This window comes from Streptomyces sp. NPDC045287, assembly GCF_056432325.1.
Map to the genome: position 1 here is coordinate 1 of NZ_JBWKJG010000001.1, position 19681 is coordinate 19681.

A 19681-nucleotide genomic window follows, 5' to 3' on the forward strand; every position below is an offset into this window, starting at 1 on the left:
ACCTGCCCAAGGGCCTGGCCGACCGCTTCGGCGCCGGCGGCAAGAGGCTCGGCAAGGCCCTCGCGGTCCTGGCCTCCGCCATGGTCCTGTTCTTCAGCTTCTTCGGCGGCAACCTCTTCCAGGTCAACCAGTCCTACGCCCAGCTCGTCTCCGTCACCGGCGGCGAGGACGGCCTGATGGGCTCCTCCGCCGGCGCGCTGTTCTTCGGCGCCCTCGTCGCCGCGCTCGTGGGCATCGTGCTGCTCGGCGGCATCCGCTCCATCGCCAACGTCACCAGCAAGCTCGTCCCGGCCATGGCCGGCATCTACATCGCCGCCTGCCTCGTCGTCATCCTGACCAACATCACGCACGTGCCGGCCGCCGTCTCGCAGATCATCGACGGCGCCTTCGACCCCGAGGGGGTCGCCGGTGGTGTCCTCGGCGCGCTGATCATCGGTTTCAAGCGGGCCGCCTTCTCCAACGAGGCCGGCATGGGCTCCGCCCCGATCGCCCACTCCGCGGTGAAGACCAACTACCCCGCCAGCGAGGGCCTGGTCGCCCTGCTGGAGCCGTTCATCGACACGGTCGTCATCTGCACCATGACCGCGCTGACCATCGTCATCGCCAACCCGGCCAGTTGGAACGAGGCCCGCCAGGGCGAATCCATCGGCGGCGTCACGATCACCTCCGACGCCTTCGCGACCGCCATGCCCTGGTTCCCGTACATCCTCACCGTCGCGGTGATGCTGTTCGCCCTCTCCACCGTGCTCACCTGGGGCTACTACAGCCTCAAGGCGTGGACGTACCTCTTCGGCCGCAGCCGGACCAGCGAGATCCTCTGCAAGATCGTCTACACGCTGTTCACCGTCTCCGGTGCGCTGCTGACGCTGCAGACCCTGATCGACCTGGCCGACGTGGTGCTGTTCACGGTCGCCGTCATCAACATCATCGGCCTGTACCTCCTCGCCCCCGTCGTCAAGCGCGAGCTGAACTCCTTCCTGGAGTTCGTCCGCCGCCGCGACGCCGGCGCCGAGCCGGAGCGGCGCGAGAAGGAGCCGGTCGAATCCCCCTGACCGCTCCCCTCGGCGGGTGACCACCCGCCCGCACGACCGACGCGCCCCCCGCACCGAACCCCGGTGCGGGGGGCGCGTTCGCTCAGCGGACGCTCAATTCCGTATAACGATCCGCTAAGAATAAGGTGCGCTTTTTGCCAAGCGATGGCTGATTTGTTGTGCTTTCCAGGTGGTGCAGGTCACAGGACGCTTCGTCCCCTATGTGTACGACTGTGATACATCTGCACGACCGCCGGGAGCGCCACCCATGCTCCCGGGGGCGCCACGGCCGGCCGACCGCCGGCGGCACTCCAGCCATGTCCGGGGGGATCAGCGTGGAGAAAGGCGCACCGAAAACCATGACCTCTCTGAAGGTCGAGAACGACCACAGCGGCGACAGGGCCGTCGGCGAGGGCTACCAGCGGGGCCTCGGCGCCCGGCAGATCCAGATGATCGCCATCGGCGGTGCCATCGGCACCGGCCTGTTCCTCGGCGCGGGCAAGGCCATCTCCAAGGCCGGCCCGAGCCTGGTCCTGGCGTACGCGATCGCCGGCCTCGTCATCTTCTTCATCATGCGGGCCCTGGGCGAGCTGCTCATGTACCGCCCGGTGTCCGGCTCCTTCTCGGAGTACGCCCGCGAGTTCGTCGGCCCGTTCGCCGGTTTCGTCACCGGCTGGACGTACTGGCTGTTCTGGGTGGTCACCGGCATCACCGAGGTCACCGCGGCCGCCACGTACATGACGTACTGGTGGGACATCCCGCAGTGGATCTCGGCGCTCGTCTTCACCGTCGTGCTGTACGGCGCGAACCTGATCTCCGTGAAGCTCTTCGGCGAGCTGGAGTTCTGGTTCTCGATGGTCAAGGTCACCGCCATCGTCGGCATGATCCTGATCTGCGCCGGCATCCTCACGATCGGCTTCTCCGACGCCGGGGACACCGCGTCCGTCAGCCACCTGTGGGCCGACGGCGGCTTCTTCCCCCAGGGCATCGGCGGCACGGTGGCGACCCTGCAGATCGTGATGTTCGCCTTCCTGGCGGTCGAGCTCGTCGGCGTCACCGCCGGCGAGTCCAAGGACCCCGAGAAGACCCTGCCGAAGGCCATCAACACCGTCCCGTGGCGCATCGCCGTCTTCTACGTCGGCGCGCTGATCATGATCCTGTCGGTCGTGCCGTGGACGCACTTCAAGCCGGGCGTCTCGCCGTTCGTCGCCGCCTTCGAGCAGATGGGCCTGGGCGTCGGCGCCGCGATCGTGAACTTCGTGGTGCTGACCGCCGCCCTGTCGTCCTGCAACTCCGGCATGTACTCCACCGGCCGCATGCTGCGCGACCTCGCCCTCAACGGGCAGGGCCCGCGCCTGTTCACCCGGCTGACGAAGACCGGCACGCCGCTGGTCGGCACCACCTTCTCGGCCTGCCTGATGCTCGTCGGCGTCTGGATCAACTACCAGTGGCCCGGCGAGGCGTTCGACAAGGTCGTCTCCTTCGCGACCATCTCCGGCATGTGGGCCTGGATCATGATCCTGGTCTCCCAGATCCGCTACCGCGCCAAGGCGGACCGCGGCGAGCTGCCGCAGTCGTCGTTCAAGGCCCCCGGAGCCCCCTTCACCAGTTGGTTCGCCCTGCTCTTCATCTTCGGCGTGATCGTGATGATGGGCGTCGACCCCGAGGCGCGGGTCTCCCTGTACTGCGCCCCGCTGTGGGCGCTGATCCTGGGCGTCTCGTACCTGGTGCTGAAGGCGCGCGACCCGGAGAACGCCGCGTTCAAGCGGTGACTTCCGGCCGGTTGTCCGGCATGTGGGCCCGTCCGTACCATCCCTCGGTACGGGCGGGCCCGTCTGCTTATCCTGATGCCCATGCTGACCATCACACGGGCCCTGTACGACCAGATCGTCGCGCACGCCCGCGCCGACCACCCGGACGAGGCCTGCGGCGTGGTCGCGGGACCGGCCGGCTCCGGACGCCCCGAGCGCTTCGTCCCGATGCTCAACGCCGCCCGCTCGCCCACGTTCTACGAGTTCGACTCCGGCGACCTGCTGAAGCTGTACCGCGAGATGGACGACCGCGACGAGGAGCCGGTCGTCATCTACCACTCGCACACGGCCACCGAGGCGTACCCGTCCCGCACCGACGTCTCGTACGCCAACGAGCCCCAGGCGCACTACGTCCTGGTCTCCACGGCCGACACCGACGGCGCCGGGCCCTTCCAGTTCCGGTCCTTCCGCATCCTGGACGGCGAGATCACCGAGGAAGAGGTCCAGGTCGTCGAGGCCTACTGAAGCGCACAGAACCGCGCCGACCTGCGGCTCACCGGGACGGGATCCGCATGCTGAGCGGATCCCGTCCGCCATGCGAGATCACACTCTGGTCGGGCGACCGGGAATCGATACGATGACCGCATGGTTTCCATCGACGTGAGCGAACAGACGCCGGGCCCCGTCCTGCTCGTCGCGCGGCTGCACGTCGACCTGTGCCGCCTCGCCAGCGCCATGTGTCCCCGCGGCGCCGCCGCCTGAAGCGGCGGCTCCCGCACAGACCCGCCTCCGCACGCGCCGCGTCCCGCGACCGCCCCGCCCCGTCCCGGGCGCCCGGTACGTCCTGCCCCGTCTCCGCAGCCTCAGCGTCAGTCTCCAGCAGCCTTCAAGCCCTCAGCCTTCAGCCTTCACAGGAGTCCACATCATGGCCATCGAGGTCCGCATCCCGACCATCCTCCGCACCTACACCGACGGCGCCAAGGCCGTCGAGGGCAGCGGGGCGACCCTCGCCGAGCTGTTCGCCGACCTCGAAACCCGCCACGCGGGCATCCAGGACCGCATCGTGGACGGCGGCGAGCTCAGGCGCTTCGTCAACGTGTACCTGAACGACGAGGACGTGCGCTTCCTCGACGGCATCTCCACCAAGCTGTCGGACGGCGACAACGTCACGATCCTCCCCGCGGTCGCCGGCGGAATGCGCTGATGCGCTACGACAACCCCCTCGCCGCGGTCGGGAACACCCCGCTCGTCCGGCTGCCGCGGCTGTCCCCCTCGGAGGACGTGCGCATCTGGGCCAAGCTGGAGGACCGCAACCCGACCGGGTCCATCAAGGACCGCCCCGCCCTGCACATGATCGAGCAGGCGGAGAAGAGCGGCCGTCTCGCGCCGGGCTGCACCATCCTGGAGCCCACCAGCGGCAACACGGGCATCTCGCTCGCGATGGCGGCCCGCCTCAAGGGCTACCGCATCGTCTGCGTGATGCCCGAGAACACCTCCCAGGAGCGGCGCGACCTACTCGCCATGTGGGGCGCCGAGATCGTCTCGTCGCCCGCGGCGGGCGGCTCCAACACCGCGGTGCGCGTCGCCAAGGAACTGTCCGAGCAGAACCCGGACTGGGTGATGCTCTACCAGTACGGCAACCCGGACAACGCCGCCGCGCACTACGAGACGACCGGCCCGGAGATCCTCGCCGACCTCCCGTCGATCACCCACTTCGTCGCCGGACTCGGCACGACCGGCACCCTCATGGGCGTCGGCCGCTACCTGCGCGAGCACAAGCCCGACGTGAGGATCGTCGCCGCGGAGCCGCGCTACGACGACCTGGTGTACGGGCTGCGCAACCTCGACGAGGGCTTCGTCCCCGAGCTGTACGACGCGTCCGTCCTCACGACCCGCTTCTCGGTCGGCTCGGCCGACGCGGTGACCCGTACGCGAGAACTCCTCCAGCAGGAGGGCATCTTCGCGGGCGTGTCGACGGGAGCGGCCCTGCACGCCGCGATCGGCGTCGGCCGGAAGGCCGTGAAGGCGGGCGAGTCCGCGGACATCGTCTTCGTCGTCGCCGACGGCGGCTGGAAGTACCTGTCGACGGGCGTCTACACGGCGCCCACCACCGAAGCGGCGATCGAGACCCTCCAGGGCCAGCTCTGGGCCTGACCGCCGACCCGGCCGGGCGCCCTTCCGGGCACCCGGCCCCGGGCGGTCGCCCGGAGGGGGCATCCGTCCTCCGGGCGCTTGACCACCGGACGGTCACTCGGTCATCGGGCGGTCGCTCGGTCATCGGCTACTCGTCCGCCGGGCGGGGCGCTTGGTCTTCGGGCGGTCGACCATCGGGCGGGCATCCGCCCTTTGGGTGGTCGCTCGACCACCGGCTACTCGTCCGCCGGGCGGGCATCCGCCCCTCGGGTGGTCACTCGCCCACCGGGCGGGCGCCCGGCCTCCGGGTAGTAACTCGCCCCTTGGGTGGTCGCTCGCCCCCTCCGGGGTGGTCGCTCGGCCACTGGCTACTCGGCCTCCGGAGAATCGCTGGGTCACTGGCCGCTCGCCCCCGGGCGGTCATTCGGTCGCCAGGTGCCGCACCCGGTCCCAGACCAGCGGGTCGACCGCGCCCACCCGCCGCCTGAACTCCCACAGCGCCACCTCCCGCAGCTCCCCGGTCTCCAGGAAGCTCGCCCGCCCCCGCGCGTCGCCCACGGACCCCGGCGGCAGCGCGATCACCCCGGCCCGCTCCTCCCGGTACTTGCTGGTGATCTTCGCGACGAGCGCCGAGTCGCCCCGTACCGCCAGCACCAGGCACGGCCGGTCCTTCGACCCCGGCCCGTCCTCGAACGGCACGCCGGCCCACCAGATGTCGCCCGGTTCCGGCCGCCGCGCGGGCGCGGCCCGCGGCCCGGCGGGCCGCCGCACCGGCGGCCGGCCGGGAGGCCGCGTCCGCCCGCCGGGCCCCCGCCCGGCAGGCCCCCGGCCACCGGGACGGCGCCCGCCGCGCCCCCGCCCGTCGGCCACCGCAGCGACGAGCGCGACCACCACGACGGCGACGAGCGCCGGCCACCAGGACGTGTCCATACCCCCGGACGTTACCGGCCCGCACCGCCCCCCGCCCGGCCGCCCGCCCACCCGCGCCGCGGCGCCGCGCCGCCACCCCCACCGGGTCCATCCGAACCGGTGACAGCACGGGTGAGTTCCCCCACAACGGGCCGCTGCGAAGGCGCGCCCCGCCGCCCCGGGCCGTACGCTCGTCGCACCGCACGACCTCCCCCCGCCAGCGCTTCCCCGCTCCCGTCCACGGAGGTTCACGCTCCATGAAGCTCACCGTCGTCGGCTGTTCCGGGTCGTTCCCGTCCGCGGATTCGGCCTGTTCGAGCTACCTCGTAGAGGCCGACGGCTTCCGGCTGCTCCTCGACATGGGCAACGGCGCCCTGGGCGAGCTGCAGCGCCACTGCGGTCTCTACGACCTCGACGCGATCTTCCTCTCCCACCTCCACGCCGACCACTGCATCGACATGTGCGCGTACTTCGTGGCGCGGTTCTACCGGCACGACGGCACGTGCGACGCCCTCCCGGTGTACGCGCCCGACGGCGCCGAGCAGCGGCTCGCCACGGCGTACGCGGACCTGCCGTCCGCCACGGCCATGAGCGAGGTCTTCGACTTCCGCACGCTGAAGCCCGGCTCGTTCGAACTGGGCCCGTTCCGGGTGCGGGTGGAGCGGGTGTGCCACCCGGTGGAGGCGTTCGGCATCCGGATCGAGCACGCCGGCAGGGCCGTCACGTACTCCGGCGACACGGGCGTGTGCGACGCGCTCGACGAGCTGGCGGCCGACACGGACCTGTTCCTGTGCGAGGCGTCCTTCACCCACGGCAAGGAGGACGTCCCCGAGCTGCACCTGAACGGCCGTGAGGCGGGTGTCCACGCGGCCAGGGCCCGCGCGAAGCGGCTCGTCCTGACGCACATCCCGCCGTGGACGGACGGCGAGCGCAACCTGGCCGACGCGCGGGAGGTCTACGACGGCCCGGCGGAGCTGGCCCGGTCGGGAGCGGTGTACGAGCTGTAGCCCGGCGGCGCGGGACGCGCGCGGCGGGAAAGCCGCGCACGGGAAAGCCGCGCACGGGAAAGCCGCGCACGGGAAAGCCGCGCACGGGAAAGCCGCGCACGGGGAAGGCCCCGGAACCCACGGGGAAGGCCCCGGGACCTGAGCGGTCCCGGGGCCTTCCCCGTGTCGTACGGCGTCCGGCCGGTGCCGGACGGAGGGGCTCACGCCTTGGTGAGGTCCTCGACCTCCTCCTCGGGCTCGCGGCCCGGGGTCGGCAGGTCGAACTTGGTGATCGCGAAGCGGAAGACCACGTAGTAGACCGCGGCGAACACCAGGCCGATCGGGATGATCATCCACGGCTTGGTGGCCAGGCCCCAGTTCAGGAAGTAGTCGATGGCGCCCGCGGAGAAGCTGAAGCCGTGGTGCACGCCCAGCGCCCAGGTCAGGGCCATCGAGATGGCGGTCAGCACCGCGTGGATCGCGTACAGCACCGGGGCGATGAACATGAACGCGAACTCGATCGGCTCGGTGATGCCGGTGACGAACGAGGTCAGCGCGAGCGACATCATCATGCCGCCGACGACCTTGCGGCGCTCGGGGCGGGCGCAGTGGGTGATCGCCAGGGCGGCGGCCGGCAGGGCGAACATCATGATCGGGAAGAAGCCGGTCATGAACTGGCCGGCGGTCGGGTCGCCGTGGAAGAAGCGCGGCAGGTCACCGTGCCAGACGGCGCCCGAGGGGTCCGTGAAGGAACCGATCTCCTGCCAGGCGACGGTGTTCACGAACTGGTGCATGCCGACCGGCAGCAAACCGCGGTTGATCGCGCCGAAGACACCGGCGCCGGCGGCGCCCAGGCCGGTCATCCACTCGCCGAAGGCGGTGATGACCTCACCGATGGGCTCCCACACGAGGCCGAAGAAGACGCCGACGGCGGTGCCGATGAAGGCCATCAGGATCGGGACGAGACGGCGGCCGTTGAAGAAGCCGAGCCAGTCGGGCAGCTTGGTGCGGTGGAAGCGCTGCCAGGTGACGGCGGCTATCAGGCCCATCACGATGCCGCCGAGGACCTTGGGGTCGTTGTAGGTGGCGGCGATGTCGGCGCCGTCCTGGACCTTCGCCTCGGTGATGGGGAACGCGGTGAGGACGTTCTTGTAGACCAGGAAGCCGACGAGGGCGGCGAGGGCGGTCGAGCCGTCGGCCTTCTTGGCGAAACCGATGGCGATGCCGACGCAGAACAGCAGCGGCAGGTTGGCGAAGACGGCGTCGCCGGCAGTGGCGAACACCGACGCGACCTTGTTCCAGCCCAGGCCGTCCTTGCCGAAGGCGTCGTCCTGTCCCAGGCGCAGCAGGATGCCCGCCGCGGGCAGCACGGCGATCGGCAGCTGCAGGCTGCGACCGACCTTCTGCAGGCCCTGGAACAGGCCGGAGCCCCGCTTCTTTGCGGGCGCCGCCGTGGCGGTGGCCGTACTCATCAACTTCCTCCAGTGGGCAAGGCGCCGCTCGGGAAGAAGGGGACGGCGGCGTCTCGGGGGGACGCGGCACGGGGAAAGGCCGCGTGGTCTACACCATTACTGGTGTAGACCTGTTGTAGCACGGTCGGGGATAGATAAGGAACCTGCGAATACGTCACAACAGGGCTTCACGTGCCGACCAGCGGAAACCCGGACGGTCGGGCCCCTGCGGGAGGAAACCGGCCACCGCCGCGCCGAACACGGACCCGGCTGGAGAGGCCGCCCCGAGCCGCACCCCGAGCCGCACTCCGAGAGGCCACCCCGAGAGGCCGCCCCTCCCGGCCCGCCCCTCCCGACCCGGTGCGACCCGGAACTGCCCGCGCGGCCGGGGTCGCCCGTGGGGCGGGGAACGCCTGGCGCGGCCGGGGTGCCCGTGCCGCCGAGGCCGCCCGTGCCACCGGGGCCGCTCGGTGCGACCGGGGCGCTTGGCGCGACCGGGCCCGTCCATGGGTCCGGGCTCACCCGGACCACATCGCCCTGCCGCGCACCCGTGGGGCCGGGGCTGCCCGTGGGTCCGGGGCTGCTCGGTGACCGGGGTCGTCTACCGGCCGGCGCCGCCCTCCGTCGTGTCCATCCCGTGCATGGCGGCCGGCCTGCCCGCGCGCGGGCGGCGGGACATGAGTACGAATACTCGGCGCCCGCCGGACGACCGGGCGGACGACCCGGCCGCCCGGCACCGGGAAGCGGACGCGACCCCGGACGGCCGTACCGGCCACCCGGGCCGCACCCGCCGTACCGACCACCCCGCCGTACCGGCCACCCGGGCCGCACCCGCCGTACCGACCACCCGGCCGTACCGTCCACTCCGGTCGTACCGACCACCCCGCCGTACCGTCCACTCCGGTCGTACCGACCACCCCGCCGTACCGGCCGCCCCGGCCGGTCGTGCCGGCCCGCACGCGGGGGCGCGTGGCCGGCCGAAAGGCGCCGTCCTCCTCGACGCCGTCCGGCACCGACCCGCACCGGCCCACGCAGGGGCGCGTCCCCTACGGCTACGGCTACGGCTACGGCTACGGCTACGGCTACGGCTACGGCTACGGCTTGGTGGTTTGCCGCGCCATCTCCTCCTCCACCTCCTCGGGCTCCCGCCCCGGGGTCGGGAGCTTGAAGACCGTGATCGCGAAGCGGAAGACGACGTAGTACACCACCGCGAAGCCGAGCCCGATCGGGATGATCAGCCACGGTTTGGTGCCCAGGTGCCAGTTGACGACGTAGTCGATCAGGCCCGCCGAGAAGCTGAAGCCCGTGTGCACCCCCAGCCCCCAGGTGATCGCCATGGAGGCGCCGGTGAGCAGCGCGTGCAGCCCGTACAGCAGCGGCGCGGCGAACATGAACGAGAACTCCAGCGGCTCGGTCACCCCCGTCACGAACGAGGTCAGCGCCACGGACACCATCAGACCCGCCACCTCGGGCCGCCGCTCCGGCCGCGCCGTGTGCGCGATGGCCAGCGCGGCGGCGGGCAGACCGAACATCATGATCGGGAAGAAGCCCGACATGAACTGCCCCGCCGTCGGGTCCTCCGCGAAGAACCGCGTCAGGTCGCCCCGCACCACGGTCCCGTCCGGCTTGGTGTACTCACCCGCCTGGAACCAGAAGAACGTGTTGAGGAACTGGTGCATGCCCACCGGGATCAGCAGCCGGTTCGCCAGGCCGAAGATGCCCGCGCCCCACGCGCCCAGCCCGATCAGGTGCCGCGCGAACCACTCCAGCGCGTCCCCGACCGGCTCCCACAGCAGCCCGAACACCACGCCCAGCAGCACGCACAGGAACGCCATCTGGATCGGAACCAGCCGCCGCCCGTTGAAGAACCCGAGCCAGTCGACGAGCTTCGTCCGGTGGAACCGCTGCCACACCACGGCCGTCAGCAGCCCGATCAGGATGCCGCCGAGGACGCCCGGGTTCTGCGGCACGCCCTCCGGCACGTCCGCGGTGACCGTCCCCTCGCGCGGGAACGCCTTCAGGACGTTGAAGTACACGAGGAAGCCCACCACGGCCGCGAGCGCCGTCGAGCCGTCCGCCTTCTTCGCGAACCCGATCGCCACGCCGATGCAGAACAGCAGCGGCAGTCCGAACGCCCCGTCGAGGATCGCCGTACCGCCCTTCAGCAGGACGTTCGACACCTTCTCCCAGAAGCTCCCGTGCAGGTACGCGGAGAAGAGGTTGCCCAGGCTCACCAGCAGACCGGCGGCCGGCAGCACCGCCACCGGAAGCTGGAGGCTCCGGCCGACCTTCTGCAGGCCCTGGAACAGGCCGTTCCACCGGGACCTGCGCGGAGCGGCCGCGCTCGCCGTACGGTCGTTGCTCATCCGCGTCCTCCCGGGAACAGGACTGGTGTAGACCAGTTGCGATAGGCTCGGCTGGAGCCCGCTCACGGGCAGAGTGCCGGTGATCATCATGATCGGGGACGGGGCGGTGGCTCGCCTGCGTAGATGGGCCAACCGTGAGTTACCGTGACGAACGCGGACGTACGGGGCGTCGAGACCGCACCCCGTGAACACCAGGGAGAAACACATGGCCAGCAAGGCTGAGAAGATCGTCGCCGGGCTCGGTGGGATCGACAACATCGAAGAGATCGAGGGCTGCATCACCCGGCTGCGCACCGAGGTGAGCGACCCGGGCCTGGTCGACGAGGTCGCCCTGAAGGCCGCGGGCGCCCACGGCGTCGTCAAGATGGGCACCGCCATCCAGGTCGTCATCGGCACCGACGCGGACCCCATCGCCGCCGAGATCGAAGACATGATGTGACCGGCTGCTAGCCGCACGACGAGGCCCGCCCCCGCCCCCGACCGGCACCGGGGGCGGGCCTCGTCACACCCTCCACCGAACGAGGGAACGAGCGCGAAGGAGACCACGATCCCCCCGCACCTGCCCAGCACCCAGGCCGCCGTCACCGCCCTGGTCGAGATCGCCGGCGCGTACGGGCTGGAGACCACCGTCACCGACGACATCGGCGCCGACCGCACCTCCCGCCGCACCGCCTCGCCCGCGTTCACCGCCACCGACCCCGACGGATCCCTCCCGCACGAGGCGTACGTCGAGGTCGCCGGACCCCCCCGGACGACCCTGCGGCTCTTCCCCGAGGGCGACACGCTCATCACCGTGGAGGGCGTGGACTTCCCCGACGTGCCCCGCGACTCCGCCCCCGACTTCCTGCGGGCGGTCCTCGACGGCCGCGCCCGCGTCACCGGACGGTTCTTCCCACCGAACCAGTGGCTCGTCGTCCCCCTGCCCGGCGGCGAGACCCACCGCGAACTCATACCGCTGCCCACCCTCACCCCCTGGCTCGCCCGGGCCGCGCGCTCCCGCCCCTGACGGCCACCCCGCCCCCGCCCCTGACGGGCACCACGCCCCGCCCCTTACGGGCGGTGTACCTCCCGCCCCTGGCCGGCACTGCGCCCCCATTTCTGGCCGGCCGCGCGCCCCTGCCCCTGACGGGCACCACGCCCCCGCCCCTTACGGGGGGCGCGCCTCCCACCCCTGACCGGCCATACGCCCCCCTTACGGGTGGTGTGCCCCCGCCCCCGGCCGGCCGCCCGCTTTCGCCCCTGACGGGCGGCACGAGACGGGCACGGGACGGCCTAGGCTCTCCCCATGACCCGTATCGACGGCCGCACGCCCGAACAGCTCCGCCCGGTCACCATCCAGCGCGGCTGGAGCAAGCACGCCGAGGGCTCCGTCCTCATCTCCTGCGGCGACACCAGAGTCTTCTGCACCGCCTCCGTCACCGAGGGCGTCCCCCGCTGGCGCAAGGGCAGCGGCGAAGGCTGGGTCACCGCCGAGTACTCCATGCTGCCCCGCTCCACCAACACCCGCGGCGACCGCGAGTCCGTCCGGGGCAAGATCGGCGGACGTACACACGAGATCTCCCGCCTCATCGGCCGCTCCCTGCGCGCCGTCATCGACTACAAGGCGCTCGGCGAGAACACCATCGTCCTCGACTGCGACGTCCTCCAGGCCGACGGCGGCACCCGCACCACCGCGATCACCGGCGCGTACGTCGCCCTCGCCGACGCCGTCGCCTGGGCCCAGCGGCAGAAACTCGTCAAGGCCGGCCGCAAGCCGCTCACCGGCACCGTCGCCGCCGTCTCCGTCGGCATCGTCGACGGCACCCCCCTCCTCGACCTCTGCTACGAGGAGGACGTACGCGCCGAAACCGACATGAACGTCGTCTGCACCGGCGACGGCCGCTTCGTCGAGGTCCAGGGCACCGCCGAAGCCGAACCCTTCGACCGCAAGGAACTCAACGCGCTCCTCGACCTCGCCACCGGCGGCTGCGCCGACCTGGCCGCACTCCAGCGCGAAGCCCTCGAAACGACGCTCTGAGCAACCGCGCCGCCACCCGGCGGCGTCTCACCGGACACGGGCGTGCGGAAGGTACCGTACGCCCGTAACCAGCCAGGGGAGGACACCCGCTCATGCGTCGTCACCGCACCGCCGCCCTCGTCTCCGGCGCCGCCCTCGCCGCCGCCCTCACCCTCACCGGCTGCGGCGCCCTGGACAAGGCACTCGACTGCGTCCAGACCGCCGACGCCATCGCCACCAGCGTCGACCGCCTCGGCCGGGCCGTCTCCAACGCCGGCGACCCGACCCAGATCGAGGAATCCCTCAACGCCATCGACAAGGAACTGGCCACCCTCAAGGACAAGACCGACAACGCCGACCTGACCAAGGCGGTCGACGACCTGTCGAACGGCGTCGAACAGGTCCGCACCTCCGTCAAGAACGGCGACACCACCCCCGACCTCAAGCCCGTCACCGACGCGGCCGCCGAGATCGGCAAGGTCTGCACCCCGTAACCCGCCGCGAACCGCCCCCGATACTGGACGCCATGACCCGCCTGATCCTCGCCACCCGCAACGCCGGGAAGATCACCGAACTCCGCGCCATCCTCGCCGGCGCCGGACTCGCCCACGAACTCGTCGGCGCGGACGCCTACCCCGACGTCCCCGACGTCAAGGAGACCGGCGTCACCTTCGCGGAGAACGCGCTCCTCAAGGCCCGCGCCCTCGCACGGGCCACCGGCCACCCGGCCGTCGCCGACGACTCCGGACTCTGCGTCGACGTCCTCGGCGGCGCACCCGGCATCTTCTCGGCCCGCTGGTCCGGCCGCCACGGCGACGACAAGGCCAACCTCGACCTGCTCCTCGCCCAACTATCCGACATCGACGACCCGCACCGCGCCGCCCACTTCGCGTGCGCCGCCGCGCTCGCCCTGCCCGACGGCACCGAACGCGTCGTCGAGGGCCGCCTCGACGGCACGCTGCGCCACACGCCCGCGGGCAGCGGCGGCTTCGGCTACGACCCGATCCTCCAGCCCGACGGGGAGACCCGCACGTGCGCGGAGCTGAGCCCCGACGAGAAGAACGCCATCAGCCACCGCGGCAAGGCGTTCCGCGCCCTCGTCCCGGCCGTCCGGGAACTGCTCGGCTGACCCCACCCGAAAGGCCCCGCACCTACGAATGGAAGGTGCGGGGCCTTTCGCCCTGTGCGCCCGGTCGGATTCGAACCGACAAACACGACCACCTAAAGATCGCCGCTCAGCCCTTGGCGTACGGGCGCCCGGCCGCGCTCTACTCTACTGGCCCCGCTCCCCGGCCGGGAGGGAGACACCGGACACCCCTCGCGGTCGGCCCCCGCGGCACCAGGTGCCGGTGACGGCATGGCAGTTGGGGCACAGCAGCCGCAGGTTCTCCCGCCGGTCGTCGCTCCAGTCGCCGTTGATGTGGTCGATCTCCAGCGTCATGGGTTTCCCCAGCCACTCGGGCCCCACCCCGCACTCGGCGCACGCCTCGGGTACGCCGACCTCGCGGAGCGCGCGGCGCAGGAGGGGGGTTCTGGTGCGGCGCTCGCCGCCGTGCTTGACCAGGATCTCCTCGGCGCGCCTGACCGGCGTCGCGCCCGGCTTGCCGCGTTGGTGCGCCTGACCCAGGAAGTGCGCGGTCGAGAGGCCGTCCCGGGCCACCCACTCACGGAACTTCCTCCGCTGGGTGCCGTTGTCCGGCCGGCCCAGCCGGCGCAGCGCCTCGGCGAGGGAGATCGACTCCGCGACCGCCTCACGCAGTTCGTCGGGCTCGGGCCGGGCCGAGCCGCCGCGGGGACCGAAGTGCGAGATGTCGATGGCGAACCGTGCGAACCGTCCGACGAGGTACCTGCGGAGCTTGCCGTACGGCCGCGTGCCGAAGAAGGCGATCACCTCGTCCAGGTCCGAGCACTGCTCGGCCGCCTGCGCCAGCCGCTCGCGGGTGTACCTCACGCCGCCGCTCACGCGGTCCCCTCCGCGGCACGCCGCTTGGCACGGCCCCGGTAGCCGTCCGTCGTCGCGTGGCAGTTCGGGCAGAGGTAGCGCAGGTTCTCGATCCGGTTGTCACGCCAGTCGCCGTCGACGTGGTCGACTTCCAGGGGCAGGGGGCTGCCTCGCCAGACCGGTCCCGTGCCGCACAGGGCGCACCGCTCCGGAACTCCCAGCGCCGCCATGGCGGACTTGAGCCGGTCGCTCGGGACGCGTCTGGCCCGGTCGGCGGGCTGCCGGACGAGCACGTGCTCGGGCGTCCCGGGGCGCCGGGGCACTCCGCGGCGCTCCGGTGCCCGGAAGTGCGAGGTGTCGATGCCGTACGCCCTGATGCGGCGGCTGATGTGGGTGTGGTGTCCGCCGACGACCCCGAGGCCGAGGTGGCGCAGGACGTCGCACATGTTCGTGGACGCCGCGACCGCGGACCGGAGGACGTCCCTGGTCCACTTCGTCTCCCGTTCGAAGTGCGAGGTGTCCACCTCCAGCCTCCTCATCCGCTCACGTACGTAGCGCCGGGTCGGACCCGCCGGGTCCACCCCGAGCCGCTCCAGCGCCTCCGACAGCGAGCGCGCTCCTCCGGCGGCCTCCTCCAGGCGCTCCTTCGTGTACGGGCTGACCGGCATCGACCCCTCCTCGCACGGCCGTCTGTTCGTGGCCTCGTACGGAGTAACGAACCGGCTGTCGGACGGTTGCGCCCGACAAGCGGAACGGCCCGTACCGCCGGTGGGGCGGTGCGGGCCGTTCGGGTGCCGGGTGCCGGGGGTCAGATGCCCAGGTCCTTGATGATCTTCGCTACGTGGCCGGTCGCCTTCACGTTGTACAGCGCGCGCTCGACCTTGCCGTCCTCGTCGACGACGACCGTCGAGCGGATGACGCCCGTCACCGTCTTGCCGTAGAGCTTCTTCTCGCCGTACGCGCCGTACGCCTCCAGCACCTTCTTCTCCGGGTCGCCGACCAGCGTGACCTTCAGGTCCTCCTTCTCCCGGAACTTCGCCAGCTTCTCCGGCTTGTCCGGGGACACGCCGATCACGTCGTAGCCGGCGTCCGCGAGCAGCTCCAGGTTGTCCGTGAAGTCGCACGCCTGCTTGGTGCAGCCGGGCGTGAGCGCCGCGGGGTAGAAGTAGACGATGACCTTGCGGCCCTTGTGGTCCGCGAGCGAGACCTCGTTGCCGTCCGCGTCGGGCAGGGTGAAGGCGGGGGCGGTGTCGCCGGGCTGCAGTCGCTCGCTCATGGCTGTGGCTCTCCTCAACGGGGTGCGGGCGGGTACGCGACCGAGCCTAATGGGGGTCTGGGACAGCTCCGGGCCGGTCGAGCTGACAGACTGTGCATGACGAAGCGACCGGAGATCACGACCACCAACGGAGGCAGCTCGGTGTCGGACGCCAGGACCCCCGCGCAGATCGAGGCGGACATCGTCCGCCGGCGCGAGCAGCTCGCCGTCACGCTCGACGAGATCGGCGTACGGATGCACCCGAAGACGATCATCGGTGACGCGAAGGCGAAGGTGGCGTCGACGGTCGACGAGACGGCCGGGCGGGCCTTCGTCGCCGTCAACCGGATGGTGACCGACGTCAAGGCCCGTTTCGTGGACGAGAGCGGCGCGCCGCGTCTGGAGCGGGTGGTTCCGGTGGCGCTCCTCGCCGTCGGCGTGATCGGGCTGGTCGTCGCGTCGTCGTCCCGCAGGCGCGGGCACTGAGGGGGTCCTTGGGCCGGGGCGGGGGCCGGCCGGGTAAGTTCGTGGGGTGAGCGAGAACACCCACGACAAGTTGCCCATCCGGATGCTGCACGACCGGGTGCTGGTCCGGTCCGACGTTCCCGAGGGCGAGCGGCGCTCGGGAGGCGGCATCCTCATCCCGGCGACCGCCGCGGTAGGCCGCAGGCTGGCCTGGGCCGAGGTGGTCGCGGTCGGCCAGAACGTCCGTACCGTGGAGCCCGGCGACCGGGTCCTGTACGACCCCGAGGACCGTGCCGAGGTGGAGGTGCGCGGCGTGGCGTACGTCCTGATGCGCGAACGCGACCTCCACGCGGTCGCCGCCGACCGTTTCGAGGGTTCCGAGGACTCCACGGGGCTCTACCTCTGAGGTCCCCGGATCCCTGACCGCTTGTTACCGTGGTCGGTACACCCGACGAGACGCGCCGTACCGGGTCACAAGGCAAAGACGACGCACACCGGAAACGTCTCTTCCCGAAGGGTGTGTGTCGTCATGGCCTGGGTTCTGCTCGTCGTCGCCGGTCTGCTGGAGGTGGGCTGGTCGGTCGGCATGAAGTACACCGACGGGTTCACCCGTCTCTGGCCGAGCGTCCTGACCTGCTGCGGCATCGTCGCCAGCATGGTCCTGCTGGCCCAGGCCACCAGGACGCTGCCGATCGGTACGGCGTACGGCGTGTGGGTCGGCATCGGTGCGGCCGGGGCGGCGGTGGTGGGGATGCTCGTCCTCGGTGAGCCCGTCACCGCCGCCCGGATCTTCTTCGTGTGCCTGCTGCTGGTCGCCGTGGTGGGACTGAAGGCCACGTCGGGCCACTAGGGAGCCCCCGGCCCCGGCCCGCCGCCCCCCGGCCCGCCGCCGTCCCGGCGTGGCCCCGCCCCCGTCCCCGTCCTGGCCGGCACCGGCCCGGACGGGGGTGGGGGCGGCGGCGTCATCTCGTCGCGGGGGTCCTGTCCCGGGCCGTGGTGACGGTGCCGGGCGGGGCGTCCTCCGGTTCGTCGGCGGGTGCCGTCGCCGTTCTGGTGGGGGCCGCCTCCGGGCCGGGGGGCGGCGCGGTGTCCGGGGAGGGCTGCCGGGGCCGGTCGTCCGCCGCCCGGTCGGTGACGCCCTCGGTGTCCGCCTCCTCGGTGAGGTCCTCCGGTTCCCGTTCCTCTTCGATCTCCGCGCCCTCGGGGAGCTTCAGGTCGAAGTCCCGGGAGGGGGTGCCCTCCAGGGCCGTGCCCGTGTAGTGGGCCCAGATCTCCGCGGGGGCGCCGCCGCCGTTGACCCGGTCCAGGCCCATCGCGCCGTACAGCGGTTTCTGCGCGCCGGTCTTCGGGTCCTGGCCCATCAGCGCGACCACGGTCGCCAGGTCCGGGGTGTACCCCGCGAACCAGGCGGCCTTGTCGTCCTCCGCCGTGCCGGTCTTCCCGGCGGCCGGGCGGCCCACGGCCCGTGCCGCGGTGCCCGTGCCGCCCTCGACGACGCCGCGCAGGACGGCCGTCGTCGTGTCGGCGGCCTCGCGGCTCACGGCCTGGTGGGCGTCGGACCCGGCGGCGGGCAGCGGCAGGGGGCGGTCGCCGGCCGGGTCGATCCGCTCGATCTTCTCGACGAGGCTGTACAGGCCGCGCCTGCCGTGGTTGGCGAGCGTCGCGTACGCCTCCGCCATGTCGAGGACGCTCGCGGTGGCCGGGCCGAGGGCGATCGACGGGGACGCGGTCAGGTCCGGGGTGTCGGCCGGCAGGCCGAGCGCGATCGCCGTCCGCCTGACCTTCTTCGGGCCGACGTCCACCGCGAGCTGCGCGTACACCGCGTTCACCGACCGGTCGGTGGCGGTGTGGAGGGGGATGCCGCCGTAGGACACGTCGTCCTCGTTGGCGGGGGCGTACGCCTTGCCGGTCCAGCCCTCCACGGGGCGCTTGTTGGTGCCGTCGTAGACGGTGTTCGGGGTGATCGGCTCGCCGTGCTGGGTGGTGGCGCCGTGGGCGACGGCGGAGGCCAGCACGAACGGTTTGAAGGTGGAGCCGACCTGGTAGTCGCGGCGGGTCGCGTTGTTCACGTACTGCCGTGTGTAGTCGACGCCGCCGTACAGGGCGACGACCTTGCCGGTGGCGGGCTCGATGGACGCGCCGCCCACCCGGACGTACCGGTCGGCGGGGTTCGTCTCCGGGTCGAGCCGGTCGAGGACCTGCTCCCGCACCGCCGCGCTGAAGGCGTCCATCCGGTCCTGCCGCAACGTGGTCGTGATGCGGTAGCCGCCCGCCGCGAGCGCCCGCTCGGAGAGGATGCCGTGGCGGGCGAGGAAGGCGTTCACGGCCTGCACGGCGTAGCCGCGCTGGCCGGCCAGCCCGGCGGTGGGTCGGGCCGGGAGCACCTCGGGGAACCGGAGGGCGGACCGCTGGGCCGCCGTCAGCCACCGCTCCTGGACCATGGCGTCCAACACGTAGTTCCACCGGGCCAGGGCGCGGGCGCGGTTGGAGGGGCGGGTGCCCACGTCGTAGGCGCTGGGGGCGTTGAGGAGCGACGCCAGGTACGCGCTCTCGGCGGTGTCGAGGTCCTGGACGTCCTTGCCGTAGTACGCCTGGGCGGCGGCCTGCGCGCCGTAGGCGTTGCGGCCGTAGTAGCTGGTGTTCAGGTACCCCTCCAGGATCGCGTCCTTGGACCGGGCGCGGTCCAGTTTGATCGCGATGAAGAACTCCTTGACCTTGCGGGTCACGGTGCGTTCCTGGCCGAGGTAGTAGTTCTTCACGTACTGCTGGGTGATGGTCGAACCGCCCTGGGTGCCCTTGCCGGTGACGGTGTTCCAGGAGGCGCGGAGCATCGCCCCGGGGTCGATTCCCGGTTCGGTGTAGAAGTCGCGGTCCTCGGCGGCGAGCACGGCCTGCCGCAGGGGGCGGGGGACGCGGGCGAGGGGGACGCTCTCCCGGTTGACCCGGCCGCCCTGGGCGAGCGGGCTGCCGTCCGCGTAGAGGTAGACGTTGGCCTGCGCGGTCGCGGCGGCGTTGGCGGGCGGGATCTCGATCAGGAGGTACCCGGCGAGGAAGCCGCCGCCGAGGACGAGGACGAGGAGGAGCAGGCCGCCGAGGACCGTCCGCCAGGTGGGGACGGCCCGGCGCCACCCGGTGCGCCGGGGCCGGTTCCGGGCGGGGGGCCGGCCGGGGGCCGGGGTGCGGGGGGAGGGTGGGGCGTCGGTGTCGCCCCGGGTCTGGACGGTGGGGTCACGGGGCTCCCAGCCCCCTGCTGGGGGCTGCGGCGGGGCGTCGCTCACTGGGTCTCCGGCACGGTCGCGGTGATGTACGTGATCACTGTCCGAATTGTGACGCTTTATCACTCTTCATATAGTGCACCGCGCCGAGCGTCGACCCGCGTGTCCCGCCCCGGGCCAC

General features: G+C 71.9%; 22 protein-coding genes, 1 tRNA gene, 1 pseudogene and 1 riboswitch. Of the genes and pseudogenes, 15 read left to right on the top strand and 9 right to left on the bottom strand.

The genetic code is table 11. The features are described from left to right. The 6 genes from AC07D6_RS00005 to AC07D6_RS00030 all read left to right on the top strand — a co-directional run. The coding region (locus AC07D6_RS00005; RefSeq protein WP_479040751.1) for an alanine/glycine:cation symporter family protein at positions 1-1052 on the top strand (1052 nt) is incomplete at its 5' end. A gap of 338 nt (positions 1053-1390) precedes the next feature. Continuing rightward, positions 1391-2803 (top strand): amino acid permease, encoded by a 1413-nt coding sequence (locus AC07D6_RS00010; RefSeq protein WP_479040753.1) that lies wholly within the window; start codon positions 1391-1393, stop codon positions 2801-2803. Positions 2804-2884: 81 nt separating this feature from the next. Further along, the gene (locus tag AC07D6_RS00015) at positions 2885-3307 is read left to right on the top strand and encodes a M67 family metallopeptidase (RefSeq protein WP_315876270.1); all 423 of its coding nucleotides are present in this window, start codon (positions 2885-2887) and stop codon (positions 3305-3307) included. 120 nt (positions 3308-3427) lie between these two features. Next, on the top strand, positions 3428-3544 hold the full coding sequence (locus tag AC07D6_RS00020) for a putative leader peptide (protein WP_315876269.1): 117 nt from the start codon (positions 3428-3430) through the stop codon (positions 3542-3544). Positions 3545-3707: 163 nt separating this feature from the next. Continuing rightward, positions 3708-3986, top strand: coding sequence for a MoaD/ThiS family protein (locus AC07D6_RS00025; RefSeq protein WP_315876268.1), 279 nt, complete (start codon positions 3708-3710; stop codon positions 3984-3986). After that, positions 3986-4936: a PLP-dependent cysteine synthase family protein gene (locus tag AC07D6_RS00030; protein ID WP_479040756.1), complete on the top strand. Its 951-nt coding sequence runs from the start codon at positions 3986-3988 to the stop codon at positions 4934-4936. The genes AC07D6_RS00025 and AC07D6_RS00030 overlap by 1 nt, the downstream gene beginning before the upstream one ends. Positions 4937-5335: 399 nt before the next feature. On the opposite strand, the gene AC07D6_RS00035 is transcribed toward AC07D6_RS00030, so the two are convergent. Further along, complete coding sequence (locus tag AC07D6_RS00035) at positions 5336-5845, bottom strand: type II toxin-antitoxin system PemK/MazF family toxin (protein ID WP_315876266.1); 510 nt, start codon at positions 5843-5845, stop codon at positions 5336-5338. Positions 5846-6081: 236 nt separating this feature from the next. Here AC07D6_RS00035 and AC07D6_RS00040 point away from each other — a divergent pair, with 236 nt between their 5' ends. After that, complete coding sequence (locus AC07D6_RS00040) at positions 6082-6831, top strand: MBL fold metallo-hydrolase (protein ID WP_315876265.1); 750 nt, start codon at positions 6082-6084, stop codon at positions 6829-6831. On the opposite strand, the pseudogene AC07D6_RS00045 reads toward AC07D6_RS00040, so the two are convergent. From AC07D6_RS00045 to AC07D6_RS00055, 3 genes and pseudogenes are all read right to left on the bottom strand, one after another. Then, positions 6780-6926: pseudogene (locus tag AC07D6_RS00045) on the bottom strand (pentapeptide repeat-containing protein); the annotation flags it as partial. The gene AC07D6_RS00040 and the pseudogene AC07D6_RS00045 sit on opposite strands and share 52 nt — an antisense overlap. A 105-nt stretch (positions 6927-7031) precedes the next feature. Then, positions 7032-8282, bottom strand: coding sequence for a PTS transporter subunit EIIC (locus AC07D6_RS00050; protein ID WP_315876264.1), 1251 nt, complete (start codon positions 8280-8282; stop codon positions 7032-7034). A gap of 1073 nt (positions 8283-9355) precedes the next feature. Then, the gene (locus AC07D6_RS00055) at positions 9356-10627 is read right to left on the bottom strand and encodes a PTS transporter subunit EIIC (RefSeq protein WP_315876263.1); all 1272 of its coding nucleotides are present in this window, start codon (positions 10625-10627) and stop codon (positions 9356-9358) included. 184 nt (positions 10628-10811) lie between these two features. On the opposite strand from AC07D6_RS00055, the gene AC07D6_RS00060 reads away from it, so the two are divergent. From AC07D6_RS00060 to rdgB, 5 genes are all read left to right on the top strand, one after another. Continuing rightward, entirely contained in the window at positions 10812-11066 is a 255-nt protein-coding gene (locus AC07D6_RS00060; RefSeq protein ID WP_479040760.1) for a PTS sugar transporter subunit IIB, read from the top strand. 108 nt (positions 11067-11174) lie between these two features. Further along, the gene (locus AC07D6_RS00065; RefSeq protein ID WP_479041517.1) at positions 11175-11633 is read left to right on the top strand and encodes a hypothetical protein; all 459 of its coding nucleotides are present in this window, start codon (positions 11175-11177) and stop codon (positions 11631-11633) included. A 279-nt stretch (positions 11634-11912) separates the two neighbouring features. Beyond that, a complete protein-coding gene (rph, locus tag AC07D6_RS00070; protein WP_315876261.1) occupies positions 11913-12644 on the top strand; it encodes a ribonuclease PH in 732 nt (243 codons plus the stop codon). A gap of 92 nt (positions 12645-12736) precedes the next feature. Further along, complete coding sequence (locus tag AC07D6_RS00075; RefSeq protein ID WP_315876260.1) at positions 12737-13117, top strand: hypothetical protein; 381 nt, start codon at positions 12737-12739, stop codon at positions 13115-13117. A gap of 32 nt (positions 13118-13149) precedes the next feature. Further along, a complete protein-coding gene (gene rdgB, locus AC07D6_RS00080; protein ID WP_479040763.1) occupies positions 13150-13752 on the top strand; it encodes an RdgB/HAM1 family non-canonical purine NTP pyrophosphatase in 603 nt (200 codons plus the stop codon). A gap of 55 nt (positions 13753-13807) precedes the next feature. Here rdgB and AC07D6_RS00085 read toward each other — a convergent pair. The 4 genes from AC07D6_RS00085 to bcp all read right to left on the bottom strand — a co-directional run bounded on the left by AC07D6_RS00085 (position 13808) and on the right by bcp (position 15841). Continuing rightward, positions 13808-13880: transfer RNA gene (locus tag AC07D6_RS00085), tRNA-Leu, on the bottom strand. Positions 13881-13896: 16 nt separating this feature from the next. Continuing rightward, positions 13897-14574 (bottom strand): HNH endonuclease signature motif containing protein, encoded by a 678-nt coding sequence (locus AC07D6_RS00090; protein WP_479040765.1) that lies wholly within the window; start codon positions 14572-14574, stop codon positions 13897-13899. 8 nt (positions 14575-14582) lie between these two features. Beyond that, entirely contained in the window at positions 14583-15233 is a 651-nt protein-coding gene (locus AC07D6_RS00095; RefSeq protein WP_315876257.1) for an HNH endonuclease signature motif containing protein, read from the bottom strand. Between the two features lie 140 nt (positions 15234-15373). Continuing rightward, positions 15374-15841, bottom strand: coding sequence for a thioredoxin-dependent thiol peroxidase (gene bcp / locus AC07D6_RS00100; protein ID WP_315876256.1), 468 nt, complete (start codon positions 15839-15841; stop codon positions 15374-15376). Positions 15842-15982: 141 nt separating this feature from the next. On the opposite strand from bcp, the gene AC07D6_RS00105 reads away from it, so the two are divergent. From AC07D6_RS00105 to AC07D6_RS00115, 3 genes are all read left to right on the top strand, one after another. Next, positions 15983-16306 (top strand): DUF3618 domain-containing protein, encoded by a 324-nt coding sequence (locus AC07D6_RS00105; protein WP_315876339.1) that lies wholly within the window; start codon positions 15983-15985, stop codon positions 16304-16306. A 46-nt stretch (positions 16307-16352) separates the two neighbouring features. Beyond that, complete coding sequence (locus AC07D6_RS00110) at positions 16353-16691, top strand: GroES family chaperonin (RefSeq protein ID WP_010474424.1); 339 nt, start codon at positions 16353-16355, stop codon at positions 16689-16691. A gap of 20 nt (positions 16692-16711) precedes the next feature. Further along, positions 16712-16779: riboswitch (guanidine-III (ykkC-III) riboswitch) on the top strand. Positions 16780-16814: 35 nt separating this feature from the next. Next, on the top strand, positions 16815-17135 hold the full coding sequence (locus AC07D6_RS00115) for a DMT family transporter (protein WP_315876255.1): 321 nt from the start codon (positions 16815-16817) through the stop codon (positions 17133-17135). A gap of 112 nt (positions 17136-17247) precedes the next feature. Here AC07D6_RS00115 and AC07D6_RS00120 read toward each other — a convergent pair whose 3' ends face one another. Then, a complete protein-coding gene (locus AC07D6_RS00120) occupies positions 17248-19563 on the bottom strand; it encodes a transglycosylase domain-containing protein (protein WP_479040769.1) in 2316 nt (771 codons plus the stop codon). Between the last annotated feature and the right edge of the window lie 118 nt (positions 19564-19681).

Bases quoted from the DNA above. Each gene is read 5' to 3' on its own strand.
- rdgB (WP_479040763.1), top strand. From the start codon at position 13,150: ATGACCCGCCTGATCCTCGCCACCCGCAACGCCGGGAAGATCACCGAA.
- AC07D6_RS00035 (WP_315876266.1), bottom strand. From the start codon at position 5,845: ATGGACACGTCCTGGTGGCCGGCGCTCGTCGCCGTCGTGGTGGTCGCG.
- AC07D6_RS00025 (WP_315876268.1), top strand. From the start codon at position 3,708: ATGGCCATCGAGGTCCGCATCCCGACCATCCTCCGCACCTACACCGAC.
- AC07D6_RS00030 (WP_479040756.1), top strand. From the start codon at position 3,986: ATGCGCTACGACAACCCCCTCGCCGCGGTCGGGAACACCCCGCTCGTC.
- AC07D6_RS00050 (WP_315876264.1), bottom strand. From the start codon at position 8,282: ATGAGTACGGCCACCGCCACGGCGGCGCCCGCAAAGAAGCGGGGCTCC.
- AC07D6_RS00095 (WP_315876257.1), bottom strand. From the start codon at position 15,233: ATGCCGGTCAGCCCGTACACGAAGGAGCGCCTGGAGGAGGCCGCCGGA.
- AC07D6_RS00115 (WP_315876255.1), top strand. From the start codon at position 16,815: ATGGCCTGGGTTCTGCTCGTCGTCGCCGGTCTGCTGGAGGTGGGCTGG.
- AC07D6_RS00040 (WP_315876265.1), top strand. From the start codon at position 6,082: ATGAAGCTCACCGTCGTCGGCTGTTCCGGGTCGTTCCCGTCCGCGGAT.
- AC07D6_RS00015 (WP_315876270.1), top strand. From the start codon at position 2,885: ATGCTGACCATCACACGGGCCCTGTACGACCAGATCGTCGCGCACGCC.
- AC07D6_RS00010 (WP_479040753.1), top strand. From the start codon at position 1,391: ATGACCTCTCTGAAGGTCGAGAACGACCACAGCGGCGACAGGGCCGTC.
- AC07D6_RS00075 (WP_315876260.1), top strand. From the start codon at position 12,737: ATGCGTCGTCACCGCACCGCCGCCCTCGTCTCCGGCGCCGCCCTCGCC.
- bcp (WP_315876256.1), bottom strand. From the start codon at position 15,841: ATGAGCGAGCGACTGCAGCCCGGCGACACCGCCCCCGCCTTCACCCTG.
- AC07D6_RS00055 (WP_315876263.1), bottom strand. From the start codon at position 10,627: ATGAGCAACGACCGTACGGCGAGCGCGGCCGCTCCGCGCAGGTCCCGG.
- rph (WP_315876261.1), top strand. From the start codon at position 11,913: ATGACCCGTATCGACGGCCGCACGCCCGAACAGCTCCGCCCGGTCACC.
- AC07D6_RS00020 (WP_315876269.1), top strand. From the start codon at position 3,428: ATGGTTTCCATCGACGTGAGCGAACAGACGCCGGGCCCCGTCCTGCTC.